The following is a 23,260-nucleotide window of genomic DNA, read 5'->3' on the forward strand; positions in this document are numbered from 1 at the left end:
ACGAGGAGAGGGATAATGCGCGATTTACACCTGCCGGGCCGATCCGCAGTTTGGGCGGAAAACGGCATGTGCGCCACATCTCACCCATTGGCGGCCCAATCTGCAATCGACATTTTGAAACAAGGCGGGAATGCCATGGATGCAGCCATTGCCGGGGCTGTACTGCTTGGCATTTGTGAGCCACAGATGACGGGGATCGGCGGCGATTGCTTTGTGCTTTATTCCCGTCCCGGCGAACAGAAGATCCGCGCGCTCAACGGATCCGGGCGTGCGCCCGCTGCGGCCTCTGCTGCGTCGCTGCGCGACCGCGAACTGTCTCAAGTGCCGCTGCGTGGCCCCGAGGCTGTAACCCTCCCCGGTGCAATGGATGCCTTTTGCCATCTGAGCGCCGCCGAAGGTCGGTTGGGATTGGACACTATCCTGGCCCCCGCGATCCACTATGCCGAGGCAGGTGTTCCCGTTGCCCCCCGCGTCGCCTTTGATTGGGCAAAGGACGCCGATGCCCTTCAGGGCGCGGCGCGGCGTCACTACCTGCTGCAAGGCGCTGTCCCAAAGGTTGGAGACATCTTCCGCGCGCCGGGTCAGGCCGAGGTTTTGCGACGCATTGCACGTGACGGGCGTCAGGCGTTTTATGACGGTGAAATCGCGGAAGATATGATCCAAGCATTGTCCGACCGAGGCGGTGTCCACACGATGGATGACTTTGCCAAAGTGGCCGCGGAAGCGACAATTCCCGTATCTGGCGCCTACCAAGGGGTCGATCTGGTGGAGCATCCGCCAAATGGTCAGGGTGCAACGGCGATTCTGCTGCTCAACATCCTCAAACATTTTGACATCGCCGCCATGGACCCCTGGGGTGCAGAGCGAGTGCATATCGAAGCCGAAGCCAGCAAACTGGCCTATGACGCGCGAGACCGTTTTATTGCCGACCCGGATCATACCAGCCGTCTGGACCATATGCTGGCCCTGGAAACTGCTGCAAAACTGGCAGCGTTGATCGATCCGAAATCCACAATCCCTTTACCTGCCACAGCCAGTGAGGCAGTGCATAAAGATACCGTTTACATCACCGTGGTTGACAAAGATCGCATGGTCGTCTCCCTGATCTATTCGATTTTCCACGGGTTTGGATCCGGGATTGCGTCCGAGAAATTTGGCATTCTGCTGCAAAACCGCGGAGCCGGTTTTTCGTTGCAAGCGGGCCATCCCAATGAGATGGCACCAAACAAACGCCCCATGCACACGATCATTCCAGGAATGCTGCGCAAAAACGGGCAAGTCATTATGCCGTTTGGCGTGATGGGCGGGGCGTATCAGCCCACGGGCCACGCGCGACTGGTCTCGAATCTTTACGACTTTGACCTGGATCCTCAGGCCGCATTGGATGCCCCTCGCGCCTTTGCCGACAAGGGCGTTTTGAAGGTTGAGCGCGGCTATGTCACTGCTGTTATACAACAACTGACAGATCTTGGTCATAAGGTGGAGATCCCCGACACGCCGTTGGGCGGCGGGCAAGCCATTCGCCTGCACGACACCGGTGTTTTGGAAGGGGCAAGTGATCCGCGCAAAGATGGCTGTGCCTTGGGATACTAAGAGAGCTGAAGCAATAAAAAGGGGCGCGCTGCGCCCCGATTGTGATTGCCTATATGTTCCCCAAAGGGGCTTAGTTCATCTGATAATGCAATGCATAAGCCGCGCCATCAAAGTTGCCAAACATGTCAGGCACATCCGGATGTTCCACCGGCTCACCAGAATAATCGGCAATTAGATTTTGCTCCGAAACATAAGCGACATAGAAGCTTTGGTCGTTTTCCGCCAACAAATGGTAGAATGGCTGTTCTTTGGATGGGCGGCTGCCCTCGGGAATCGCTTGATACCATTCTTCGGTGTTTGAAAACTCAGGGTCCACGTCAAACACCACACCTCTGAACGGGTGTTTGCGGTGTCGGACGATCTGTCCCAGACTGTATTTTGCGTGTGTACTCAACATTATTCTCTGCCTATTGCGCACCCGTTCTAACTTAAAAATTAAGTTTTTGTCCAACTTTTGCCACAATGATTCTGGGAAACAGTCTGTGAATGGCTGCAACACAGTACAGTTTTCAGGCCACCTCACAGCGCCGCGACCCGGTTGGAAAGGTGTTTCTATTGCCTGCAGATCCTGTAAAATATGGACCAAACAACAATAGGCAGGCAGATGAGCAGATTGATATGCGCCATGGTTTTGGTGCTGTTGGTGTCGGCGTGCGGCGGCGGCGGAAACACGCCACCGCGAAATTTGGACAACGCATGCAGCATCGTTTCGCAGAAACCAGAGTATTTGAAAGCGTTTAAAGCCACAGAACGCAAATGGGGCGTGCCCGTACACGTCCAGATGGCAACGATTCACCAGGAGAGTCGATTCCGTGCCAAGGCCCGCACCCCGCATCAGTTCATTCTGGGGGTGATTCCGGCTGGTCGGCAGTCCAGCGCTTATGGTTATAGTCAAGCTTTGGATGGCACCTGGGACGACTATCGCGACGCCACGGGGCGCAGATTCGCCCGGCGCGACCGGATTCGCGATGCGACCGATTTCATGGGCTGGTACATGAATCAGACCCAAAAGAAGAACGGCGTCTCTTTGTGGGATACGCGTAACCAGTATCTTGCTTATCACGAGGGTCACAGCGGCTATGCCCGCGGGTCCTACCGCAGCAAGACCTGGCTGTTGCGGGTCGCCAACAGGGTCGATGCCCGCGCGCAGGATTACCAAGCCCAATTGGCCACCTGCCGCCGCTTTCGATAAAACCGAAAAACCCGCCAGACCGGCGGGTTTTTTCTTCCTTGGCTCAGGGGTTAATTGTCGTTGTCCCGTTCAATTCTAAAGAGCTTTGAGCTGAGTTTGACCCCAGTTTCCAGCGCGCCGAGGATCACCGTGGTCTGGCCACCGGCATCATCGTTGACCACCCATTTGCGCAGCTGAACCGGCTCTCCGGTGAACATCATATCGATACTGCCGTATTCCGGATGTTCGGGATCTTGGGCCCGGACAATGGTTGCTGTGCCGTCAAAACTGTGGCGCACCACCATATTGGCGCGGCTCAGGTCCACATTGCGGGCCAGAATGACCGACAAAGGCGTGCGGCGCAGCGGATAGGTTTCGGGGGGCTGATTGGATTTCTTGTCCTGGATCATCACAGCGCCAGCGCCGGCCACCACGACACCCGCACCGGGGCCGTCGTATTCAAACCGCATCCGGCCTGGACGGTGCAGATACAGCTTGCCCGTGGACAGGCTGCCATCGTCGTTCACCTGGGTGAAATCGGCCTCAGCCGTTTTCAAATCATTGAGGTAACCTGAAATCTCATTCAGGCTCAGCTTGTCTGCTGCCCAGGCTGCCGGGGCGCAGGCCGCAAAAAGAAGTGCATATGCAAACTGTTTCATAGCCATAAAGATAAGCCTTAGCGCTGGAATTCAAAGGGGATCGGCTTATTCCTGCTCAGGCACCAGAATGTCTCGTTTGCCCACGTGATTTGCAGGCGTCACCAATCCGTTCTCTTCCATCTGCTCCACCAGGCGCGCGGCTTTGTTGTAGCCAATCGCCAGTTTCCGCTGGATGTATGAGGTCGAGCATTTGCGATCTTTGATCACAATGGCCACCGCCTGATCATAAAGCGCGTCTTCACCCCCAGTGTTGCCACCGGTATTCAGACCCAGAACCGCGTCAATATTGTCCGCTTTTTCGTCGTCAGGACCTTCGACAACACCGCCCACATAATCCGGCGGGCCGAATTGTTTGAGGTGGTTCACAACCTCTTCAACTTCCTCATCCGATACAAACGGACCGTGGCAACGGATGATTTTCGAACCACCCGCCATATAAAGCATATCGCCCATGCCCAAGAGCTGTTCGGCGCCCATTTCACCCAGAATGGTGCGGCTGTCGACTTTGGAGGTCACCTGGAAGGAAATCCGGGTGGGGAAGTTCGCCTTGATCGTGCCGGTAATCACATCAACCGACGGGCGCTGTGTCGCCATCACCAAGTGGATGCCCGAGGCCCGTGCCATCTGGGCCAGACGCTGAATGCAGGCTTCGATTTCCTTGCCCGCCACCATCATCAGGTCCGCCATCTCATCGACGATCACCACGATGTAAGGCAGCTTCTTGGGCTCGAACTCTTCGGTTTCAAACACCGGCTCACCGGTGTCATCGTCAAAACCGGTTTGCACGGTGCGGCTGAACATCTCACCTTTGGACAATGCGTCTTCGACACGGCCGTTAAAGCCCGCAATATTGCGCACACCCATTTTGGACATCTTGCGATAGCGGTCTTCCATCTCACCGACGACCCATTTCAGGGCAACAACCGCTTTTTTCGGATCGGTCACAACGGGGCTGAGCAGATGCGGAATACCGTCATAGACGCTGAGTTCCAGCATCTTGGGGTCGATCATGATCAGGCGGCACTCATCCGGTGTCAGCTTGTACAAGAGCGACAGGATCATTGTGTTGATCGCCACCGACTTACCAGAACCGGTGGTCCCCGCAATCAGCAGGTGGGGCATTTTCGCAAGGTTGGCGACAACTGCGCCACCACCGATATCCTTGCCCAAGGCCAAGGGTAGCGCGTGATTTCCGTCCCCGTAATCCCGGCTGGACAGGATTTCCCGGAAGCTTACCATCTCGCGGTTTTCATTCGGCAGTTCGATCCCAATAACCGAACGTCCCGGCACCGTTGACACACGCGCTGACAACGCCGACATCGAGCGTGCGATGTCATCGGCCAGACCAATCACCCGGCTTGCCTTAAGCCCCGGCGCAGGTTCCAGCTCATACATCGTTACCACAGGCCCCGGACGGACCGAGACGATCTCGCCCTTGACGCCATAATCGTCCAACACCGATTCCAGCATGCGCGCATTTTCTTCCAACGCCTCGTCGCTCAGAACATGGCGTTCAATGCTGGTCGGATTGGTCAAAAGGTTCAGCGGTGGCAGTTCAAAGTCATTGCCTGCCTCGTCAAAGGCCAAGCGCGGTTCGGCTTCAGCTTTGGCGCGGGTCGAGCGTTCGGGCAGTTTGGTGATGGGTTTTTCCACCACAACTTTGCGCGCGGGCTCGGCGCGGGGCAGTTCCACAATCTCGGCGGTTTGTCGGGGTGCCGGAATTTCTTCGATCTCTGGCTCTGGCGACGCGCTGAAAGGCTCATAAGGCACGTCATCCATGGCCAAAGGTTCTGCGAAATCCTCAGGCGCGGGGGGCATCGGCGGTGTGTCTGGCTCAAGCTCTGCCCCGGTGAGCGGCGGCTCAATCCGCGTCTCTGCCCCGCCTTGCGGGCTAAAGATCAAAGGTTCAGGGCGGCGGCCGCGGCCTTTGGTCAAAGGCAGGTTGGGGTCATCCTCAGGTTTAACATTTGCAGCCCGTCGGATCTGTACCGCCTTGGCAATCTTGGCCGAAATCCGTTCGTGGCCCGGCATATCATCCACTTCGACATCCGTCTCATGCTCCACCAATTCCGGTTCGGGCATGTCCATCGGCGGCTCTGATCTGCGGATCAAGCTGGGAACCCGCGAGAACAGACCGCCCTTGGCCGGAGGCTCTTCCACTTCGTCCCAATCATCATCCACATAGGGTTCGTCATCTACCACCGCCTCGGCTGCGGCCATTTCGGCGGCGTAAACATCCGCATCCCGGCTGGCTTTCTGCTCTTTGCGGCGGGTGTTATAGGCCATAGCGGCCTGCACGCTTGAGCTTGCACCACGGCCCAAAAGCGTGGCAACCGCGCCATAGGTCATGATGACGCCAATGACCAGAAAACGGCCCAGGCGACTGATTTCATGTCGTGTGAACCCCATTGTGAACGCTGCCAGAACAACCAGAAAAACAGCAAGGCCAAGCGACAGAAGTTTCACACCGATCATGGGTGCAATCGGCAACAGCAACAGCAGCATCGCCAGGAAGAAGTCACCCAGAAGCCCCCCCAGACCGCTGTCGTGGTTCTGACTCCAAACCGGCCCCGGCGGTAGGGTTGACGCGTAGATCGCCAGCACAATCGGCAACAGCAACGAGATCAGCATCCACGGGATTGCGCGCTCTTCGCCCCGGTGCATCACAAAACGCACGCCCCAGACCAGCGGCGTTGCTGCAATCGCCCAGGTGCCAAACCCCAGACCCAGATACAGGATATGCGCAATAGACGCGCCAAAACTGCCCAGCCAATTGCGGGCCGGTGCATCGGTTGACACATACCAATTCGGATCATCCGGCGTATAAGAGCCGATCATGGCGGCAACCAACAGGCCAAGCCCAATCAGCAACAGGCCAAACAGCTCTTTGCCCCGTTTTTCGACCGCCGCCTGCATATCACTGTCCAACAGCGGGTCCCGGCTTCTCGTTTGAAATGCCATGCCTACCTCGGCTCCTCATCTCTGGTTCTCCTGCTGTATCGCAGGTTTTTCGAACCTTGTTATTTTTATCAGCGCCCCGCCCGTCTTTTTTGCCTGTGTGGCGAACGGGGCGTGTTGTCTTATGTATAGAGACAGTCGCGCAGTCTCTTCAGCGCTTGTTTTGTCTCTTCAGCGGGCGCAACCAACGCCACGCGGATGTATTTCTCGCCAGGGTTCTGGCCTTTTTCACCTTGGGCAAAATACGCGCCGGGCATGACCCGGATCCCCGTCTCTTGCCACAGTTTCAGCGACGCCGCTTCACCATCTGCCACCGGCAGCCACAGGAAAAAGCCCGCCTCGGGCGCGGCATAACCGTCGACACCAGACAGAACCTCATCAGCGATTTTGTACTTTTCCTGATAGAGCCCGCGGTTCTCGACCACATGCGCCTCATCCGCCCAGACCCGTGCGGCTGCAGCCTGCAATGGCTCGGGCAGCGGCGCACCAGCATAAGAGCGCAGTTTTTTCACACGATTGATCGTATCCGGGCCACCCGCAATAAAACCAGACCGTAGCCCCGCTAGGTTCGACCGTTTAGACAGCGAGTTGAACAAGGTCACACGCTCTGGATCAACACCTGCCGCTTCGGCCACTGTCAGCCCGCCCACAGGGGCGGTGTCGCGGTAGATTTCCGAATAACATTCATCGGCAAAGACGCGGAAATCATACTTCTCAGCCAGGGCAAAGAGCTGTTTCCAATATTCTTCGTCCGCCACAGCCCCCTGCGGATTGGCCGGGGAACAGATATATGCCGCAACGGTGCGGTTCAGGATCTCGGGCGGCAGGCTTGCGTAATCCGGCAGATGGCCAGTTTCCTTGGTGGCGGGCACAAACACCGGCTCAGCCCCGATGGCAATCGTAGCCACCATATAGACCTGGTAAAACGGGTTCGGGATCAGAACAACCGGCCGCTCGCCATTTTTCTGTTCGGGGCACAAGGCCATCGTCGCGTTATATAGACCTTCGCGGGTGCCATTCAGCGCCATAACTTGGGTGCTGGGATCCGCCGCAACACCATAGCGGCGCTTGATCCAGTCGCTGATTGCACCACGCAGCGCGTCAGAGCCTTCGTTGGGTGGATAGCCCTGAAATCCAGCGGCGTTTTCCACAATGACATCCGTCACCCAGGCAGGAAAGTCATGCTTGGGCGCGCCAATGGTCATATGCACCACATCACCGCCGGGCGCGTGGTGGTCCAAAAGCTCCCGCAAACGCGGAAACGCATAGGTCGGCAGGTTGGAAAACCGCTCTGGATTAATCATTTCTAAAGGCCTCAGGTCCGGGATCATCTCGCCCCGTTCACGTCTAGGTTACAGAGGCGAGACCAAAAAATCCAGCGCCCATCGTTTCGGCACTGGAGTTGTGACATTCACGCCAGCGCAGCTTCAACCGCCGCCCCAACACGCAACAGCGCTTCTTCGCCATTGGGTTTGCCCAGGATCTGCAGACCACAGCTTGGCACACCTGTCGGCAGCGAAAGGCCGCTGAGCCCAAACAAATTGCCAATCCGCGTGTTGCGCAAGGCGAGAAGGTTCGATCTCACGTAATAGTCATGGTCCGAATTCAACCGCTCCACATTAGGTGGCATTATCGGAGAGGTCGGCATCAGCACGCCATCAAAGCCCGCGACAGTCGCATCCCATTTCCGGCGCAGCTCCCGCAGACGGTTCCAGGCCGCCACATAATCCGCCCCGGAAAACCCAGCCCCGGTACGGAACCGCTCCAGGATTTCCGCATACATCAAATGGGGCGCTGCCTCGATCTTGTCCTTCCACAGACCATACGCCTCAGTTGTGTAGAGGATCGCTGACATCGAGAGCGCTTCGGACACGGCAGGAAATTCAAAGGGCTCGATCACGGCCCCGGCGGCGCGCAGCTTGTCCAGAGCCGCAGCATAGGCGCCGGCCACCTCAGGCGCCATATCATCCTGAGCCACCGACAGAAGATCGGCAAAACGCATACCCGTCAGATCCACACCGTTCAGGTCCGGGATCTGCCCCTGCTCCAACAGCCCAAGAAACAGGCCTGCGTCCTCAACCGAGCGGGCAAGGGGACCGATGGTATCAAATTCGAGACACAGTGGAATAACACCTTCGAGTGTAATGCGCCCTGATGTGGTCTTAAGCCCGACCAGATCATTCCAGGCCGATGGGATCCGCACCGATCCGCCCGTGTCAGAGCCGATGCCGCAGACCGCCAACCCATAGGCCACCGAGGCTGCCGCCCCCGAGGACGAGCCGCCCGGCACCGCGTCAGCGTCGTTGACACAGGGCGGTGTCGCCTTCACCGGATTGAGGCCCAGACCGGAAAAGGCAAGCTCGCTCATATGGGTTTTGCCCAAACACACGCTGCCCAATGCGCTTGCGCGTTGCAACACAACCGCATCCGTTTCCGAGACCCGCCCTTTCAGGAGGTCTGAGCCAGATTCGGTCACATCCCCTGCGCTGTCAAAAAGGTCTTTCCAGCTGATCGGCACCCCATCCAGCGGCGACCGACGCAGACCCAGCTTGGCGCGCCCCTCTGCCGCTTTGGCCTCAGCCAACGCGCGGTCCGCTGTCACAACTGTATAGATCCTGTCGCGCAGCGGATGCGCCGCGATGGCGTCCAGATAGGTCTGCGTCAGGGCCAGCGGCGAAATCTCACCCGTGTCGATCCCACGCCCAAGGGCGCCTGCGGTCATAGTCAGCCAGTCGTTCATGTCATCAGCCTTTTTCTTGTGGGTCTTTCGGGGACGATCCGTCGCAAGCGTCACCATGGCTCATGGACAAATGCGAGAACAAGCGCATATTGCACATCATGACCAAGACAACCGATATCATCATCGTAGGTGGCGGATTAAATGGCCCCGCGTTGGCGTTGGCGCTGGCACAGACCGGCCACAGCGTAACCCTTGTGGATGCATTGCCCCAGGCATTGCGTCAGGATCAAAGTTTTGACGGGCGCGGATATGCTTTGGCGCTCGCCTCAAAAAAACTGTTGGAGCAGATCGGCATCTGGCCGGACGTTGCAAGCCACAGCCAGCCGATGAATGAAATCAAGGTCAGCGATGGCGCACCCGGGCGGGCACCATCGCCGTTTTTCTTGCATTTCGACCATACCGAGATCGAAGAAGGTCCGATGGGCTACATGGTCGAGGATCGGTTCTTGCGCCGCGCCCTGATCTCCGCAACCGAGGCGCATCCGCAAATCACCGTGATGAACGCATGCCGCGTTGTTGCACAGGATGTGACGGCGCAAGGCGTGACCGTTACGCTCGACAATGGTGACACGCTTGCGGCTGAGCTGTTGGTCGGAGCCGATGGGCGCGCGAGCGGCACGTGTCGACGGGCGGGTATCAAACGCACCGGTTGGGATTACGGGCAAACCGCGCTGGTCTGCGCGCTGGAACATGATCTGCCGCACGGGGGCATCGCCCATCAGCATTTCATGCCATCGGGACCTTTGGCCATTCTGCCGCTGCCGGGCAATCAATCCTCCATCGTCTGGAGCGAGAAAACCGCGCGCGCCCATGAGATCCACGCTATGGATGATGTCGGGTTTCTGGCGGCTTTGCGCCCCAGTTTCGGGGATTTTCTGGGTGAGATCCAGCTGGTTGGCCAACGCTTTACCTATCCGCTGAACCTCACAGTGGCGAACAGCTTTGTGGCACCCCGCATAGCGTTGATTGGTGATGCGGCCCATGGGATGCATCCTATTGCGGGTCAGGGTCTGAATGCGGGTTTGCGCGATGTAGGAGCCTTGGCCGAGGTTCTGACCGAAGCCAAACGGCGCGGTGAAAATATCGCAAGCCCGCTCGTACTTGAACGCTATCAACAATGGCGCCGTTTCGACACAGCCACGCTGGTGTCAGCGACAGATGTGTTCAACCGGCTGTTTTCAAATGACAACCCATTGCTGCGGCTGGGACGTGATTTGGGGATGGGACTGGTTAATTCTATGCCCGCTTTGCGCCGTGGATTTATGCGCGAAGCTGCTGGCTTGACCGGAGATCTGCCGCGCCTGTTACAAGGCAAACCTATTTAAAGGGAGGCGGAACCGGCGCGTCCTCACTCCAGCGGGCGCGCCTCATCCACCAGCATCACAGGGATTCCATTGCGGATCGGAAAGGCAAGGCCGGCAGCCTTAGACACCAGCTCTTGGGCTTCGGCGTCAAACTCCAACAACCCTTGCGTCTGCGGACACACCAGAACTTCCAACATACGGCGGTCAAAGGTAGGGGATGTGGTCTCGGTCATTGCAATGTCTCTTCGTGGGATCCGCCCAACAGGGCAAATTCAATCAATGTCGTCAAGGTTTCCCGCCTTGTGGCAAGGCAGGGCGCCTCAAGCAAGGCCTGTTTGTCCTCAAGATCGAAATCCAGCATCATCGACAAAGAGTTCACCAAAAGCTCCTCATCCGCATCTTTCAGCGCATCCCAATCCGCGGACAGGTTTCGGAAGTTTAAAAAACGCTCTAACAAGTCCAGAAACCGGGGGCGATCAAACCGCTCGTCCGGCGCGCAACGGCCCAAATCCTGATGAAAATCACCCCAGGTCACGCGGCAGCGCCGATAGGGAGTGAAACCGCTCACTTCCGCTTCGATGCGAAATCTGGAGACTCCGGACAGGGTGATCATGTATCGCCCATCCTCGGTTTCGGAAAATTGCGTCACCCGCCCGGCGCACCCAATCGTATGGAGCGTTTCACTATCGCCGCGGTGCGGGCAAGGTTGCACCATGCCGATCAGCCGTTCGCTGGTTTTAAGCGCATCATCCAGCATCTGCAGGTAACGCGGTTCGAAAATGTGCAATGGCAGTCGGGCCCGGGGCAGCAACAGCGCCCCGGGCAAAGGAAAGATGGCAAGTGTATCGGGAAGGTCAGCAGCCTGGATCATGATGCCATCAACAGTAGCGCGCCAAAGCGTTTAGGCAAATATCATCGAGCTCAATTTGCGCCGACCATTCAAAACAATCGGGTCATTGGGCTTGAGCGCATCAAAGATCGTGAACAGCTGCGTCTTGGCCGCGCCATCGTTCCAATCGCGATCCTGGCGGAACAATTCCAACAACGCGTCCACGGCTCCCTCGGCATCACCGGCGGCGTGCATGGCCTGGGCCAGGTCAAACCGCGCCTGATGATCTGCGGGATCCGCGTCAACGGCGGCCTGCAATTCGCCCAGTGGGCCAGAGTTTGCAGCCTGGCGCGCCAGCTCGATCTGTGCGCGGGCCGCTTCAATCTCAGCCGCCTCCGAAATCTCAGCTGGGGCGCCGTTCAATACCGCTTCGGCCTGCTCCACGTCGCCCAAGGCAATGTGGGCACGGGCAAGACCGGCATAAGCCGCAGCCGATTTGTCATCTTCGCCAATGACAGCAGCAAAAGTCTGCGCCGCATCTTCGACCGCGCCCTCTTCCAGCATCTGCTCGGCTGCCGCAATGGCATCACCCAGCCCGCCGTCCGCTGACCCGCCAGCTGACTCTGCCAGACGTTTGACAAAGGCTTCGATCTCGGATTGCGGTACAGCCCCTTGGAACATGTCAACCGGGCGGCCTTGGTAAAAGGCGACAACCGTGGGAATAGACTGCAGTGGCAGACCCTGTTGCGCCAACATGGCAGCCAGCTGCTGGTTTTCATCCACGTTGATCTTGGCCATCAAGACCGCGCCGTTTGCCTTGGTGACGGCGGCTTCCAGCATCGGACCCAGCGTCTTGCACGGACCACACCAGGGTGCCCAGAAATCAACAATCACTGGCGTGGCCATCGAGGCGTCAACCACATCCTGCATGAAGGTGGCCTCACCCACGTCCTTGATCAAGTCGGCGGCAGGGGCAGTCGTGCCAAGAATATCCATCATCTGCATGTTCTCCGTTTCGAGCTTGCCCCCTATATGAAAGCAGACGCGCCGGAAACCAAGGGGGAGTTGACCGATGCCGCAAACTTGGTCGAAAATTCTGCGCCTCAGCGCGCAAAGCATGGCAATGACGGATGAAAGCTGGAAACGCCATGCCAATCCTCTCAGCGTTTACAGCCGTATACCCATTCTGGCGCTGATGACCCTTGCAATCTTGTCCCGCCACTGGCTGGGATGGGGCGCGCTGGTTCCCCTTGCATTGGTGCTGTTGTGGACCTGGTGGAACCCACGGGCGTTTTCGGTGCCGACCTCAACCCGAAACTGGGCCTCGCGCGGAACATTTGGCGAGCGGGTGCTGCTCAATCACACCGAAATTCCAGTGCCCGCCCATCACATGGCATGGGCCAAAGCGCTGGGGACTTTGGCTGGGCTGGGCCTTATGCCCTGGATCTATGGCCTGTGGCAATTTGATCTGGGCTTTATTCTCTTCGGCCTCGCCCTCTCCATGGGTGCCAAACTCTGGTTCGTGGACCGGATGGTCTGGCTGTATCAGGATATGCGATCTGCGTCCGAAGAATACGCCGGTTGGGAGTACTGACGCGCCGCGCAGATGCGCGGCGCCTGGCCCAACGGGGGAGGGTGCATTTCAATGCATCCCGACACGGGCGGGAGCCCCTGCTCCCACGCCGTTCAGCTCAGCTCACAGATCAAACGTCGCAAACACCGGCGCATGGTCGCTTGGTTTTTCCCATCCGCGTGCGTCCCGCATGACCCGGCTGGAATGGCCGGCGGCGGCGATGTCCTTGGTGGCCCACACATGGTCCAACCGGCGTCCTTTGTCCGCCGCGTCCCAATCGCGCGCCCGATAGCTCCACCAGGAATACAAGCGCCCCTCGGGGATATCCTGCCGTGTGACATCAATCCATGCGCCTGCGTCCTGAACTTCGGCCAGATGCTCCACCTCGATCGGCGTGTGGCTGACCACTTTCAACAGCTTCTTATGGTCCCAGACATCATCTTCCCGCGGTGCAATGTTCAGATCGCCCACCAGGATCGATTTCTGCGGCGCATCCTTGTGGAACCAGTCGCGCATCTCGGTCAGATAGTCGAGTTTCTGGCCAAACTTCTCATTCTTGTCCCGATTGGGCTCATCCCCACCAGCCGGCACATAGAAGTTATGTATCACAACCCCGTTTTCCAGCTCGCCTGCAATATGGCGCGCATGGCCCAACGCGGCAAAATCCTCGCTGCCCGCTTCCTTAATCGGCAGACGCGACAGGATTGCGACGCCGTTGTATCCCTTTTGCCCCCGCGCCACCATGTGGCCATAGCCAAGGGCTGCGAAATCTTCGAGTGGGATTTTATCAACCGGCGATTTGGTCTCTTGCAAGCACAGCACATCCGGCCCTTCTTCCTGCAAAAGCTTCTGCACAATCGGTGATCTCAAACGGACCGAGTTGATGTTCCAGGTGGCCAGCGTAAATCCCATGACGGTTCCAATTCTCAAACAGATTTTCGCGGGATACTGCCCGCTGTTCGACCGCTGCGCCAGCCAAAGTGGTGAGAGGCACACAATAAAAATTTCGGCGTCAAAAAAAGCCGGGACAAAGCCCGGCCTATCAGTTGTAACGGTTCGCTGGCGTCTGCGTAAAAACGCCCTTTGTGGCCTTATGAGACCAGGCGATACCCACCGGATTCGGTCACCAGAAGGCGCGCATTGGATGGATCCGGCTCGATTTTCTGACGCAGGCGATAGATATGCGTCTCAAGCGTGTGGGTGGTCACACCGGCATTGTACCCCCAAACCTCATGCAAGAGCACATCGCGTGGCACCACACCGTCGGTGGAACGATAGAGGAATTTCAGGATGTTGGTTTCTTTCTCGGTCAGGCGGATCTTACGATCATCCTCGGTCACCAAGAGCTTCATCGCAGGCTTGAATGTATAGGGCCCAAGGACAAAAACCGCGTCCTCGGATTGTTCGTGCTGACGCAATTGTGCACGGATGCGGGCCAGAAGAACCGGGAATTTAAACGGTTTGGTCACATAATCGTTGGCGCCCGCGTCCAGACCCAGAATGGTATCTGCGTCACTGTCGTGACCGGTCAGCATCAGCACCGGAGCCTTGACCCCTTGTTTGCGCATTAGGCGACACAGCTCGCGGCCGTCCGTGTCTGGCAAACCCACGTCCAGAATAATCAAGTCGTACAGCGCTTCTTTGACGCGCTCCATTGCCGACTGACCGGAGTCTGCGTCAAATACGTCAAAGTCTTCAGTCATGATCAATTGTTCGCTCAGCGCCTCGCGCAGATCTTCATCGTCATCGACCAGTAGAATTTTCTTAAGTTGTGCCATTGGCGAACCTCCTTTTCGTTCACACATGCGCAGCTCGCCCGTGATCGGCAAGGTTTCTGTCACCTCTCTCACGTCGACGTGTCCAAGGTATGGGAAATATTTCACTTTCCTTGCAAATCATCGTAAGCACAACCAGCTAAGGATTCACTATTTGAGTACGGAGTAGGCGAATGAGTTTAACGCCAACCATGATCGAACTCGTGGCACGCGCCCGAGTCGATTTGCGCATGGGCCTGCCGATTGTGATCGAAAACGGGTCCGACACTGCGCTAGCGATTGCCGTGGAAAGCCTCTCGGAAGAGCGGCTTGGCGATCTGCGCGAGCTCGGTGACGTGACCCTTGCCCTGACAGCACGCCGTGCAGAAACACTCAAAGCGCGGGTTTATGACACCGATGTATGTCGTGTTCATGTGCCGGATTCTGTCTCTTGGTCGTGGATCCACGCGCTGGCTGATCCGGCGGATGACCTGAATTCCCCCATGAAAGGACCGCTCAGCAGTCTTCGGGGCGGCAATGCGCAATTTGCGCGCCTGGCGATAACACTCACAAAGTCTGCCCGGCTGTTGCCGTCGGCGCTGTTGGTCGACCTGCCAGATGGAGTCCGGTTTGCCGCAGAAAACGGCCTGACCCTAATCAACGACGGTCTGGCCGCGCCTTTGCTGGATCAAAGCTCTCCTTTGCATCCTGTAGCAGCGGCGCGCCTGCCAATCGAAGCCGCCGAAGCCGGTCGTTTGCATATTTTCCGCCCTGATGACGGCAACGAAGAGCACTATGCCATCGAAATTGGGCGACCTAGCCGGGAGGAACCGGTATTGACCCGCCTGCACTCCGCCTGTTTCACCGGCGACGTTCTGGGCTCGCTGAAATGCGATTGTGGCCCGCAGCTGCAGGGCGCGTTGACCCAGATGGGTCAAGAAGGCGCAGGCGTCCTGCTGTATTTAAACCAAGAAGGGCGCGGTATTGGCCTGACCAACAAGATGCGCGCCTACTCACTGCAGGACCAGGGTTTTGACACGGTTGAGGCCAATCACCGTCTTGGCTTTGAGGATGATGAACGTGATTTCCGCCTGGGGTCTTCGATCCTCAAGGAGATGGGGTTTTCTTCGGTTCGCCTGCTGACGAACAACCCAAGGAAGATTTCCATGATGGAGAGCACGGGAATTCAGGTGGCGGAACGCGTGCCGTTGAAGGTTGGTGAAAATCCGTTCAACACACAGTACCTGGCGACCAAGGCGCGCAAATCAGGACACATGCTGTGACCCCGCGCGACCTGGTCCTGACCCCAAAAGGGGTCCGTTTTTGGGGCCGACATTTCCCATGTTCGATTGGAAAGGGTGGGCTTACCAAGGCCAAACGCGAAGGCGACGGAGCCACGCCTGTGGGCGTCCACAACTTGGCTGGCATGCTCTATCGTCCTGATAGAATTGAAAAACCTGCAAACTGGGCAGAACCCATCGGCCCCGTGGATCTGTGGTCCGACGATGTAAACGACCCGCAGTACAATCATCTGGTCAAGGCCCCGCACAGCTTTAGCCACGAAATGATGCGCCGCGCAGATCCGCTTTATGATCTGGTTATTGTCACAGATTGGAATTGGCCATTTGCTGAGCCGGGTCAAGGATCAGCGATCTTTATCCATCAATGGCGCAGGCCAGGTTACGCAACCGAAGGCTGTGTCGCCTTTGCCCGTCAGGACCTGCATTGGATCGCAAAACGGGTGTCTGCAGACAGCCGATTGATCATTCCTCCGGCTTAACACGCGCGCCAAAAATGGCAGATCCGACGCGGACATGGGTTGCCCCCAGCGCGATTGCCTTTTCAAAGTCGCTGCTCATACCCATAGACAAACTGTCCAAGTCATTGCGTTTCGCGAGCTTTGCCAACAGAGCGAAATGCAGGCTGGCTTCCTCTTCGACGGGCGGGATACACATCAACCCTTTGACCGGCAGGTCCAATGCGCGGCACTCGGCGATAAACCCGTCCGCTTCTTTGGGTAAAATGCCAGCCTTTTGAGCCTCTTCTCCGGTATTGACCTGAATAAACAGATCAGGACAGTGACCCATTTCCTGCGCTAGGCGCGCCAGAGTCTTTGCAAGCTTTGGTCGGTCCACGGAATGGATGGCGTGAAACAGCTCCATCGCTTGGCGGGCTTTGTTGGTTTGAAGCGGTCCGATCAGATGCAGGTCGAGATTTTCGAAAGTCTTTGAAAAATCCGGCCACTTTCCTGCCGCTTCCTGCACGCGGTTTTCCCCAAAACAGCGGTGACCTTCTTCTAGCACCGCCTGCACGCGGTCATTGGGCTGAACTTTGGACACCGCAATCAGCTTTACGGATCCAGGCGCGCGGCCTGCGGCAGCCTCAGCGGTTTCGATACGAGATTTGATTTCAGCCAGCGACATCTGCTGCTCCTTGTTGGACCGGTTGCAGACAAACACGGTTTCGCTGGAAAAGAAAAGGGCGAGCTCGAAAGAGCCCGCCCAAATTCATGCGTATCGGTTCGACTTAGAAGTCGAAACGAACACCCAAGTCAGCAATGGTGTTGCCTTCGATGTCCTGACCAGCACCGCCGCGCAGGGAGACGCCGCCGCCCAGCTTGTGACGGAAACCGATGCCGTATGCGTCGTCGTTCGCGTCGTCGCCGCCGAAGGAAGATGCAAAGCGCAGTTCAGTTGCGGACGAGATGTCATAGGACAGGGACAGGCCGTAAACTACGTCATCAACCGCGTCGGAGTCACCAACCAGCAGGTTGTAGCCCAGAGCACCGAATTCGCCGTTGGCGTTAACCGCCCAGTAGCTTTCTTCCGCTGCGTTGTCACGGTCACCGTATGCGGCACCAATGGTGTGATCGCCGAAGGAGTAAGCAGCACCGATTTGGTAGTAGGAGCTATCACCGGTCGAGTCGTTTTCTTCGGTGTAAGACGCTGCAACGGTGAAGTCAGCTACAGAGTAGCGAACTTTTACGATGTTCTGGTCGATCGAATCTTCGCCGAAGCCTTGCTCGTCGATGCCGTTGCTGCCAAATGCGTTGTTGGTTTCAACCAGATCGGTCAGACCGATGCCGTGGCCAAAGATGTCGATAACGTCGCCGGAGTCGAAAACGTCGGATACGTTACCAACGTCCAAGCGGAAGCCGCCAGCGGATACTGCGAAGCCAGCCGCGCCTGGGCCTTCACCTTCTTGACCGCCTGTGGAGTTGTCGTTTGTTTCCAGCTGGAAACGACCTTCGAACTTAACACCAGAGTCGGTGGTTGTGCTTGCGCCAATGTTCAGGCGGAAGCGTGTCTCCAGACGGGTCTCTTTAGCTGTAGCAGAATCGGAGTTGCCTTCGTCATAAACGAGACCAAAACGGCCGTAGCCGCCGAAAGTTACTTCAGCTTCTGCTGCAGCCATACCTGCAGTTGCGATCAGCGCGGATGTCGCGAAGAGAATCTTTTTCATGATTTTCCCTCGGGTTTAGATTTCCTGCTCAAACCCGCACAGAACGCACGACCTTGAGTACGCACCCCGTTTCGCTCTTTTCAGAGGGCGTGCGCAACCGCGGCCTTAACTGACCACATCCATTCCCAAAAACATGATGCATCGATGTCACAGTCCATTACCCCGCGGGGCCAGAAGCCAAGCAGGTCAAAGAAAGATCTCTGTCATAATGAAATGCAGGTGATGAACCCAACTGGGGTTCTACTGTCGCTTAATACCGATTGCTATCAGACATAGCCAAGCGCAGTCGCAAAACCATCAACGCGTTTACTGTCTCTTCTCTCCTCGTCTTCCGAACTCTTCAACCTTCGTCGGCCGAACCTTCATTGAAACATGCAGGCTTTGACCAACGGTTCCTTTCAAAGGCCCCAACTTGCGTCACAACTTCGTGAGCGCAAATGTGGATATGTGAAATAGATTACACTCACTATTTAACACCGACAACTAAAAAGATCACAAACATGTCATAAAAAACAAGAGGCCCCATGCGGGGCCTCTATTTTTAGATTTTCCGTGAGGAAAACTTAGAAGTCGAAGCGAACGCCCAGATCTGCCAGGGTGTCGCCGTCGGTTTCTTGGCCAACACCGCCGCGCAGAGACACGCCGCCGCCCAAGCTGTGCTTGAAGCCGATACCGTAAACGGTGTCGTCTGCGTCAACACCGCTGTCTGCGATAACTGCAGTCAGAGTGGTCGCAGAAGAAATGTCGTAGGAACCGGACAGACCGATTGCAACTTCGTTAACCGCGTCGCTCTCACCAACGGTCAGGTTGTAGCCAACCGGACCCAGGTCGCCGGACAGGCCGATGATCCAGTAAGAAGTTTCAGCCGCGTCGTCACGCTCGCCATATACAACACCAGCTGCAACCGCACCGAAGTCGTAACCGAAGCCGATTTGGTAGTAGGAGTTGTCACCTGTAGAGTCGTTTTCTTCGGTGTAAGAAACCGCACCGGTGAAATCACCAACGCTGTAACGTGCTTTAACAACTTGCTGGTCGGTGTCGCCCGCGCCAAAGCCGTTTGCGTCGAAGCCACCAAATGCGTCAGCTTGTTCAACAAACGCGGTCAGACCAACGCCGTGACCGAAGAAATCAACAACGTCGCCGGAGTCCAGTACGTCAGAAGTCTGACCTACGTCCAGACGGAAGCCGCCGATGGATGCCCAGAACATTGCTGCGCCAGGACCGTCGCCGCCTGCGCCACCGGTGGAGTTTTCGTCAGACTGCAGACGAATACGGCCACCGAACTCAACGCCAGCGTCGGTTTCAGCAGTTGCGGTGATGTTGAAGCGGAAACGCTGCTCCAGGCGAGTTTCTTTTGCGGTGCCGGTTGCGCCTTCATCGTAGAACAGACCAAAACGGCCGTAACCACCAAAGCTAACTTCAGCAGCTGCAACGCCAGCGGTGGCGATCAGCGCGGTCGAAGCGAAGAGAATCTTTTTCATCTTTATCCCTCGAATTTAGATTTCAGATCCCAAACAGCACGTGCCGCGCTTGTCTGAGTACTGCTTTCCTATCGCAGTTTCATTTTTTTCGCACAACTCTGTGATCTAAGATTCAAAATCGAAGGATCCTCATTGGTGCATTGTTGCCACACGTGGTGGTTTGAGAGACACAACCACGGGATGGAATTTCTCATTCTCACAAACCTTCACGAGAAAGTGCTTTGCATCAAGTGTGATTTATAAGTGCGGAAATTGACTCGCACTGATTCCTAAATGGTGCCTCGATCTCATCTTCATTGCGTGTTCGAACGTGCATCAGCCCAAACCACCAGGTGTATGGGTCCGCCGGACAAGGGCATCCACGGCCTGGACCTGCGAACTCATGCTGAGCATGTGCAGGAATATAAAGAATAGGCTTGTTGCGTTGAGCTCTGTTGTCTAGGACTGTTTCGGACCGCAATGAGGAACGGAAACTGCCAAATATGCGTTGGTTTTGGAACATCACTCTGATCACCGCTGTGACTGTCACGGCTGGCTGTGGCGCTTTTGGACGCGGCGCTGATCGCGATACACCTCGTCAGGAACCCTCTGACCTCTTCTTAGATGAAGACCGTCTCGCTGAAGAAGGTCTACCGAGCGCCAACCGAACGACGCTGTTTGATGCGTTTGGGCCGACCAAGACGGAACAGACTGTCCAAGTGAACCGTTATCTGTGGGCCGCATCGCTGGAAGTCCTGGACTTTTTGCCGATTCAATCCGTGGATCCGTTCACTGGCGTTATCCTTACAAACTATGGCACCCCTCCGGGTGGTGGGCAGTCTTATCGCGCGACCGTTCATATTAAGGACCCCGCTTTGGACGCGCGATCGCTGAATGTTGGCCTGCAAACCCGGAACGGGCGTGCGGTCAATCCGGCAACCGCCCGCGCAGTGGAAGACGCAATTTTGTCCCGCGCACGCCAACTGCGGATTGCCGACAAAAAACTCTGACCGACCACGGCCAAGGTCGGCACTGGAAACATCAGAAAAACACACGTATTACAGCGCCGGGTCACGCACCCGGCGTTTTCATGCAAAGGACCGCTCAAGATGTCGCGATACGAAGCCTCGCAAATTGAAGCGAAATGGCAGGAGGCCTGGGAAGCGGCCTCGATCTTTGAAGCCAAGCGCACGGCTGACAAGCCAAAGTATTACGTGCTGGAGATGTTCCCCTATCCGTCGGGCAAGCTGCACATGGGGCACGTGCGCAATTACACCATGGGCGATGTGATCGCGCGGTATAAACTGTCGACCGGGCACAATGTGTTGCACCCGATGGGGTTTGACGCTTTTGGGATGCCTGCTGAAAACGCGGCGATGGCAATTGGCGGTCATCCGAAAGAGTGGACATACAATAACATCGACACGATGGTTGAGCAGATGAAACCTCTGGGGCTCTCGCTCGACTGGTCGCGTATGTTTGCCACCTGTGATCCCGAGTATTACGGTCAGCAGCAGTCGCTGTTTCTCGATTTCCTGGAAAAAGGTCTGGTCTACCGCAAGAACGCCGTTGTGAACTGGGACCCGGTCGACATGACGGTTCTGGCCAACGAGCAGGTCGAAAACGGTCGCGGCTGGCGCTCGGGCGCATTGGTGGAACGGCGCGAGCTGACCCAATGGTTCTTTAAGATCTCCGATTATTCTGAAGAACTGCTGTCGGCGTTGGACAATCTGGAGAACTGGCCGGCCAAGGTACGCTTGATGCAGGAGAACTGGATTGGTAAATCCACCGGCCTTGCCTTTGACTTTACCCTGAAGGGCGCGCCTGAGGGTTTTGATAAATTGCCCATCTACACCACGCGCGCCGATACTATGATGGGACCGACTTTCTCGGCGATTGCGGCAGACCACCCGCTTGCCAAAGCGCTCGAAGCGCAAAACCCTGAAATCGCAGCCTTCTGTACCGAAGCGCGCAAACTCGGCACCTCCGAAGAAGCGATGGAAAAGGCCGAAAAGTTGGGGTTTGACACCGGCATTACAGTGCTCCACCCCGCTGATCCGACGATAGAGCTGCCGCTGTTTATCGCCAACTTTGTGCTGATGGATTATGGCACCGGTGCCGTCATTGGCTGCCCGGCGCATGACCAACGCGATTTGGACTTTGCGCGCAAATATGACCTGCCGGTTATTGACGTGTTCAAACCACTCGACAGTGACGAATCGGTTCAAGACGTAGCCTTTGTCCCTGCCAAGACCGAAAAGGTTCGGTACGTGCATTGGCATGGCGAAGCCGGTACGGAAATCACATGCAAAGAAGCCATGGCACGCACCCTCGCGACCTATGAGAAAAATGGCTGGGGCACCGCGCAGACCCAATATCGTTTGCGCGATTGGGGCCTGTCGCGCCAACGGTATTGGGGTTGCCCGATTCCGGTTGTGCATTGTGACAACTGCGGCGTGGTGCCCGAGAAGAAAGAGAACCTGCCGATCCAGCTGCCGGACGATGTGTCGTTTGACAAGCCCGGCAACCCTTTGGACCGTCACCCGACCTGGCGCGATTGCATCTGCCCCAACTGCGGCAAACCGGCGAAACGCGAAACGGACACGATGGACACATTTGTCGATTCGTCTTGGTATTTTGCCCGTTTCACTGCGCCCCACTCCGAAACCCCAACCGATATGGCCGAAGCCGAATATTGGATGAATGTGGACCAGTACATCGGCGGGATTGAGCACGCGATTCTGCACCTGCTTTATTCGCGCTTCTTTGCCCGCGCGATGCAGATCTGCGGCCACCTGCCTGAAAAATCAATTGAACCGTTTGATGCCCTGTTCACCCAAGGCATGGTGACTCACGCGATCTATGAAAACGCCGAGCGCAAAGATGAGAACGGCCGCACCATCTATCATTACCCCTCCGAGGTCGAAGAACGTGACGGCGGCACCTTTGTCAAAAAGACTGGTGAGGAGATCAAAGTGATCCCCTCGGCCAAGATGTCGAAATCCAAGAACAACGTGGTCGACCCGCTTGCGATCATCTCGGCCTATGGTGCGGATACGGCGCGCTGGTTTGTTCTGTCCGATTCGCCCCCCGAACGGGACGTGGAATGGACCGCATCCGGCGCTGAAGCCGCCCATAAACATCTGTCGCGCGTCTATCGGATTGCATCCGAGGCGGCCGCGATGGACACCGGCGCGGGTAAAGATGACGAAACGCTTTTGCGGGAAATGCACAAGGCCATCCGCGATGTGACCCTGGGGGTGGAGAGCTTTGGCTTTAACGCCTCCATCGCCAAACTGTACGGTTTCACCAATGTTTTGGCGAAATCCAAGGCAGGTGGTGACGCAAAACGACAAGCGGCCAAAGTTCTGGCACAGCTGATGTCACCAATGACCCCGCACCTGTCCGAGGCGATTTGGGACATGCTGGGCGGCGAAGGTCTGATTGCCAACGCGCCTTGGCCTGTCGCCGATGAGGCGATGCTGGTCGAAGACACCGTCACCCTGCCGATCCAGATTAACGGCAAACGGCGCGGCGAATTGGAAGTCTCCAAAGATCTCGAAAAATCTGAGGTTGAAAAACTGGCGCTGGCCCACGAAGCTGTGCTCAAAGCGCTCGATGGTGGAGCGCCGAAAAAGATCATCGTGGTCCCGGGGCGCATCGTCAATGTCGTGGTTTAACCGCCGAACACTTATTGCTTTGCCGCTGGCCCTTGTTATGGGGGCCTGCGGTTTCACACCTGTTCACGCACCAGGCG

21 protein-coding genes are annotated in these 23,260 nt (G+C 56.9%); 8 read left to right on the forward strand and 13 right to left on the reverse strand.

Annotated elements, in window-relative coordinates; all coding sequences use genetic code 11:
* Nucleotides 1–15 precede the first annotated feature (15 nt).
* Nucleotides 16–1,593: a gamma-glutamyltransferase family protein gene (locus GFB49_RS06640; protein ID WP_153215078.1), complete on the forward strand. Its 1,578-nt coding sequence runs from the start codon at nt 16–18 to the stop codon at nt 1,591–1,593.
* Nucleotides 1,594–1,663: 70 nt separating this feature from the next.
* Here GFB49_RS06640 and hspQ read toward each other — a convergent pair whose 3' ends face one another.
* Nucleotides 1,664–1,990 carry a heat shock protein HspQ gene (hspQ, locus tag GFB49_RS06645; protein ID WP_153215079.1) on the reverse strand — a complete coding sequence of 109 codons (327 nt, stop codon included), beginning with the start codon at nt 1,988–1,990 and terminating at the stop codon, nt 1,664–1,666.
* Between the two features lie 207 nt (nt 1,991–2,197).
* Between hspQ and GFB49_RS06650 the strand changes: the two genes are divergently transcribed.
* On the forward strand, nt 2,198–2,785 hold the full coding sequence (locus GFB49_RS06650; protein ID WP_153215080.1) for a transglycosylase SLT domain-containing protein: 588 nt from the start codon (nt 2,198–2,200) through the stop codon (nt 2,783–2,785).
* Nucleotides 2,786–2,835: 50 nt separating this feature from the next.
* Here the strand turns inward: GFB49_RS06650 and GFB49_RS06655 are convergent, their stop codons facing one another.
* From GFB49_RS06655 to GFB49_RS06670, 4 genes are all read right to left on the reverse strand, one after another.
* The gene (locus GFB49_RS06655) at nt 2,836–3,423 is read right to left on the reverse strand and encodes a LolA family protein (protein ID WP_153215081.1); all 588 of its coding nucleotides are present in this window, start codon (nt 3,421–3,423) and stop codon (nt 2,836–2,838) included.
* 45 nt (nt 3,424–3,468) lie between these two features.
* A complete protein-coding gene (locus GFB49_RS06660; protein ID WP_153215082.1) occupies nt 3,469–6,384 on the reverse strand; it encodes a DNA translocase FtsK in 2,916 nt (971 codons plus the stop codon).
* A 119-nt stretch (nt 6,385–6,503) separates the two neighbouring features.
* A complete protein-coding gene (locus GFB49_RS06665) occupies nt 6,504–7,685 on the reverse strand; it encodes an aminotransferase class I/II-fold pyridoxal phosphate-dependent enzyme (RefSeq protein ID WP_153215083.1) in 1,182 nt (393 codons plus the stop codon).
* 107 nt (nt 7,686–7,792) lie between these two features.
* Nucleotides 7,793–9,121, reverse strand: a complete 1,329-nt coding sequence (locus GFB49_RS06670) for an amidase (protein ID WP_153215304.1) — start codon at nt 9,119–9,121, stop codon at nt 7,793–7,795.
* A 98-nt stretch (nt 9,122–9,219) separates the two neighbouring features.
* Between GFB49_RS06670 and GFB49_RS06675 the strand changes: the two genes are divergently transcribed.
* Nucleotides 9,220–10,446: a UbiH/UbiF/VisC/COQ6 family ubiquinone biosynthesis hydroxylase gene (locus GFB49_RS06675; RefSeq protein WP_153215084.1), complete on the forward strand. Its 1,227-nt coding sequence runs from the start codon at nt 9,220–9,222 to the stop codon at nt 10,444–10,446.
* A 23-nt stretch (nt 10,447–10,469) separates the two neighbouring features.
* Here the strand turns inward: GFB49_RS06675 and GFB49_RS06680 are convergent, their stop codons facing one another.
* From GFB49_RS06680 to GFB49_RS06690, 3 genes are read right to left on the reverse strand one after another with little or no spacing between them, the layout of a single operon-like run.
* Nucleotides 10,470–10,658 carry a Trm112 family protein gene (locus tag GFB49_RS06680; RefSeq protein ID WP_153215085.1) on the reverse strand — a complete coding sequence of 63 codons (189 nt, stop codon included), beginning with the start codon at nt 10,656–10,658 and terminating at the stop codon, nt 10,470–10,472.
* Nucleotides 10,655–11,296, reverse strand: coding sequence for an LON peptidase substrate-binding domain-containing protein (locus tag GFB49_RS06685; RefSeq protein ID WP_153215086.1), 642 nt, complete (start codon nt 11,294–11,296; stop codon nt 10,655–10,657). The genes GFB49_RS06680 and GFB49_RS06685 overlap by 4 nt, the downstream gene beginning before the upstream one ends.
* Nucleotides 11,297–11,326: 30 nt before the next feature.
* A complete protein-coding gene (locus GFB49_RS06690; protein WP_153215087.1) occupies nt 11,327–12,253 on the reverse strand; it encodes a tetratricopeptide repeat protein in 927 nt (308 codons plus the stop codon).
* A 73-nt stretch (nt 12,254–12,326) separates the two neighbouring features.
* Here GFB49_RS06690 and GFB49_RS06695 point away from each other — a divergent pair, with 73 nt between their 5' ends.
* Entirely contained in the window at nt 12,327–12,848 is a 522-nt protein-coding gene (locus tag GFB49_RS06695) for a DUF6653 family protein (RefSeq protein ID WP_153215088.1), read from the forward strand.
* Nucleotides 12,849–12,950: 102 nt separating this feature from the next.
* Here GFB49_RS06695 and GFB49_RS06700 read toward each other — a convergent pair whose 3' ends face one another.
* Together GFB49_RS06700 and GFB49_RS06705 are read right to left on the reverse strand one after the other, a co-directional pair.
* Nucleotides 12,951–13,739: an exodeoxyribonuclease III gene (locus GFB49_RS06700; RefSeq protein WP_153215089.1), complete on the reverse strand. Its 789-nt coding sequence runs from the start codon at nt 13,737–13,739 to the stop codon at nt 12,951–12,953.
* Nucleotides 13,740–13,918: 179 nt separating this feature from the next.
* Entirely contained in the window at nt 13,919–14,605 is a 687-nt protein-coding gene (locus GFB49_RS06705) for a response regulator transcription factor (RefSeq protein ID WP_153215090.1), read from the reverse strand.
* A gap of 170 nt (nt 14,606–14,775) precedes the next feature.
* On the opposite strand from GFB49_RS06705, the gene ribA reads away from it, so the two are divergent.
* Both ribA and GFB49_RS06715 read left to right on the forward strand, forming a co-directional pair.
* Complete coding sequence (gene ribA / locus GFB49_RS06710) at nt 14,776–15,864, forward strand: GTP cyclohydrolase II (protein ID WP_153215091.1); 1,089 nt, start codon at nt 14,776–14,778, stop codon at nt 15,862–15,864.
* The gene (locus GFB49_RS06715) at nt 15,861–16,361 is read left to right on the forward strand and encodes a L,D-transpeptidase family protein (protein ID WP_343032497.1); all 501 of its coding nucleotides are present in this window, start codon (nt 15,861–15,863) and stop codon (nt 16,359–16,361) included. Before ribA ends, GFB49_RS06715 begins: the two co-directional genes overlap by 4 nt.
* Here GFB49_RS06715 and GFB49_RS06720 read toward each other — a convergent pair.
* The 3 genes from GFB49_RS06720 to GFB49_RS06730 form a co-directional block, all read right to left on the reverse strand.
* Nucleotides 16,345–17,004, reverse strand: coding sequence for a YggS family pyridoxal phosphate-dependent enzyme (locus GFB49_RS06720; protein ID WP_153215092.1), 660 nt, complete (start codon nt 17,002–17,004; stop codon nt 16,345–16,347). The genes GFB49_RS06715 and GFB49_RS06720 overlap by 17 nt on opposite strands.
* 103 nt (nt 17,005–17,107) lie before the next feature.
* Nucleotides 17,108–18,043: a porin gene (locus GFB49_RS06725; RefSeq protein ID WP_153215093.1), complete on the reverse strand. Its 936-nt coding sequence runs from the start codon at nt 18,041–18,043 to the stop codon at nt 17,108–17,110.
* A gap of 563 nt (nt 18,044–18,606) precedes the next feature.
* Entirely contained in the window at nt 18,607–19,524 is a 918-nt protein-coding gene (locus GFB49_RS06730; protein WP_153215094.1) for a porin, read from the reverse strand.
* Between the two features lie 482 nt (nt 19,525–20,006).
* Between GFB49_RS06730 and GFB49_RS06735 the strand changes: the two genes are divergently transcribed.
* Nucleotides 20,007–20,513, forward strand: a complete 507-nt coding sequence (locus GFB49_RS06735) for a DUF3576 domain-containing protein (protein ID WP_153215095.1) — start codon at nt 20,007–20,009, stop codon at nt 20,511–20,513.
* Nucleotides 20,514–20,612: 99 nt separating this feature from the next.
* Nucleotides 20,613–23,183, forward strand: coding sequence for a leucine--tRNA ligase (gene leuS / locus GFB49_RS06740; protein WP_153215096.1), 2,571 nt, complete (start codon nt 20,613–20,615; stop codon nt 23,181–23,183).
* Nucleotides 23,184–23,260: the final 77 nt, after the last annotated feature.

It is taken from the genome of Tritonibacter litoralis (genome assembly GCF_009496005.1).
In the GTDB taxonomy this organism is placed as follows: Bacteria; Pseudomonadota; Alphaproteobacteria; order Rhodobacterales; family Rhodobacteraceae; genus Epibacterium; species Epibacterium litoralis.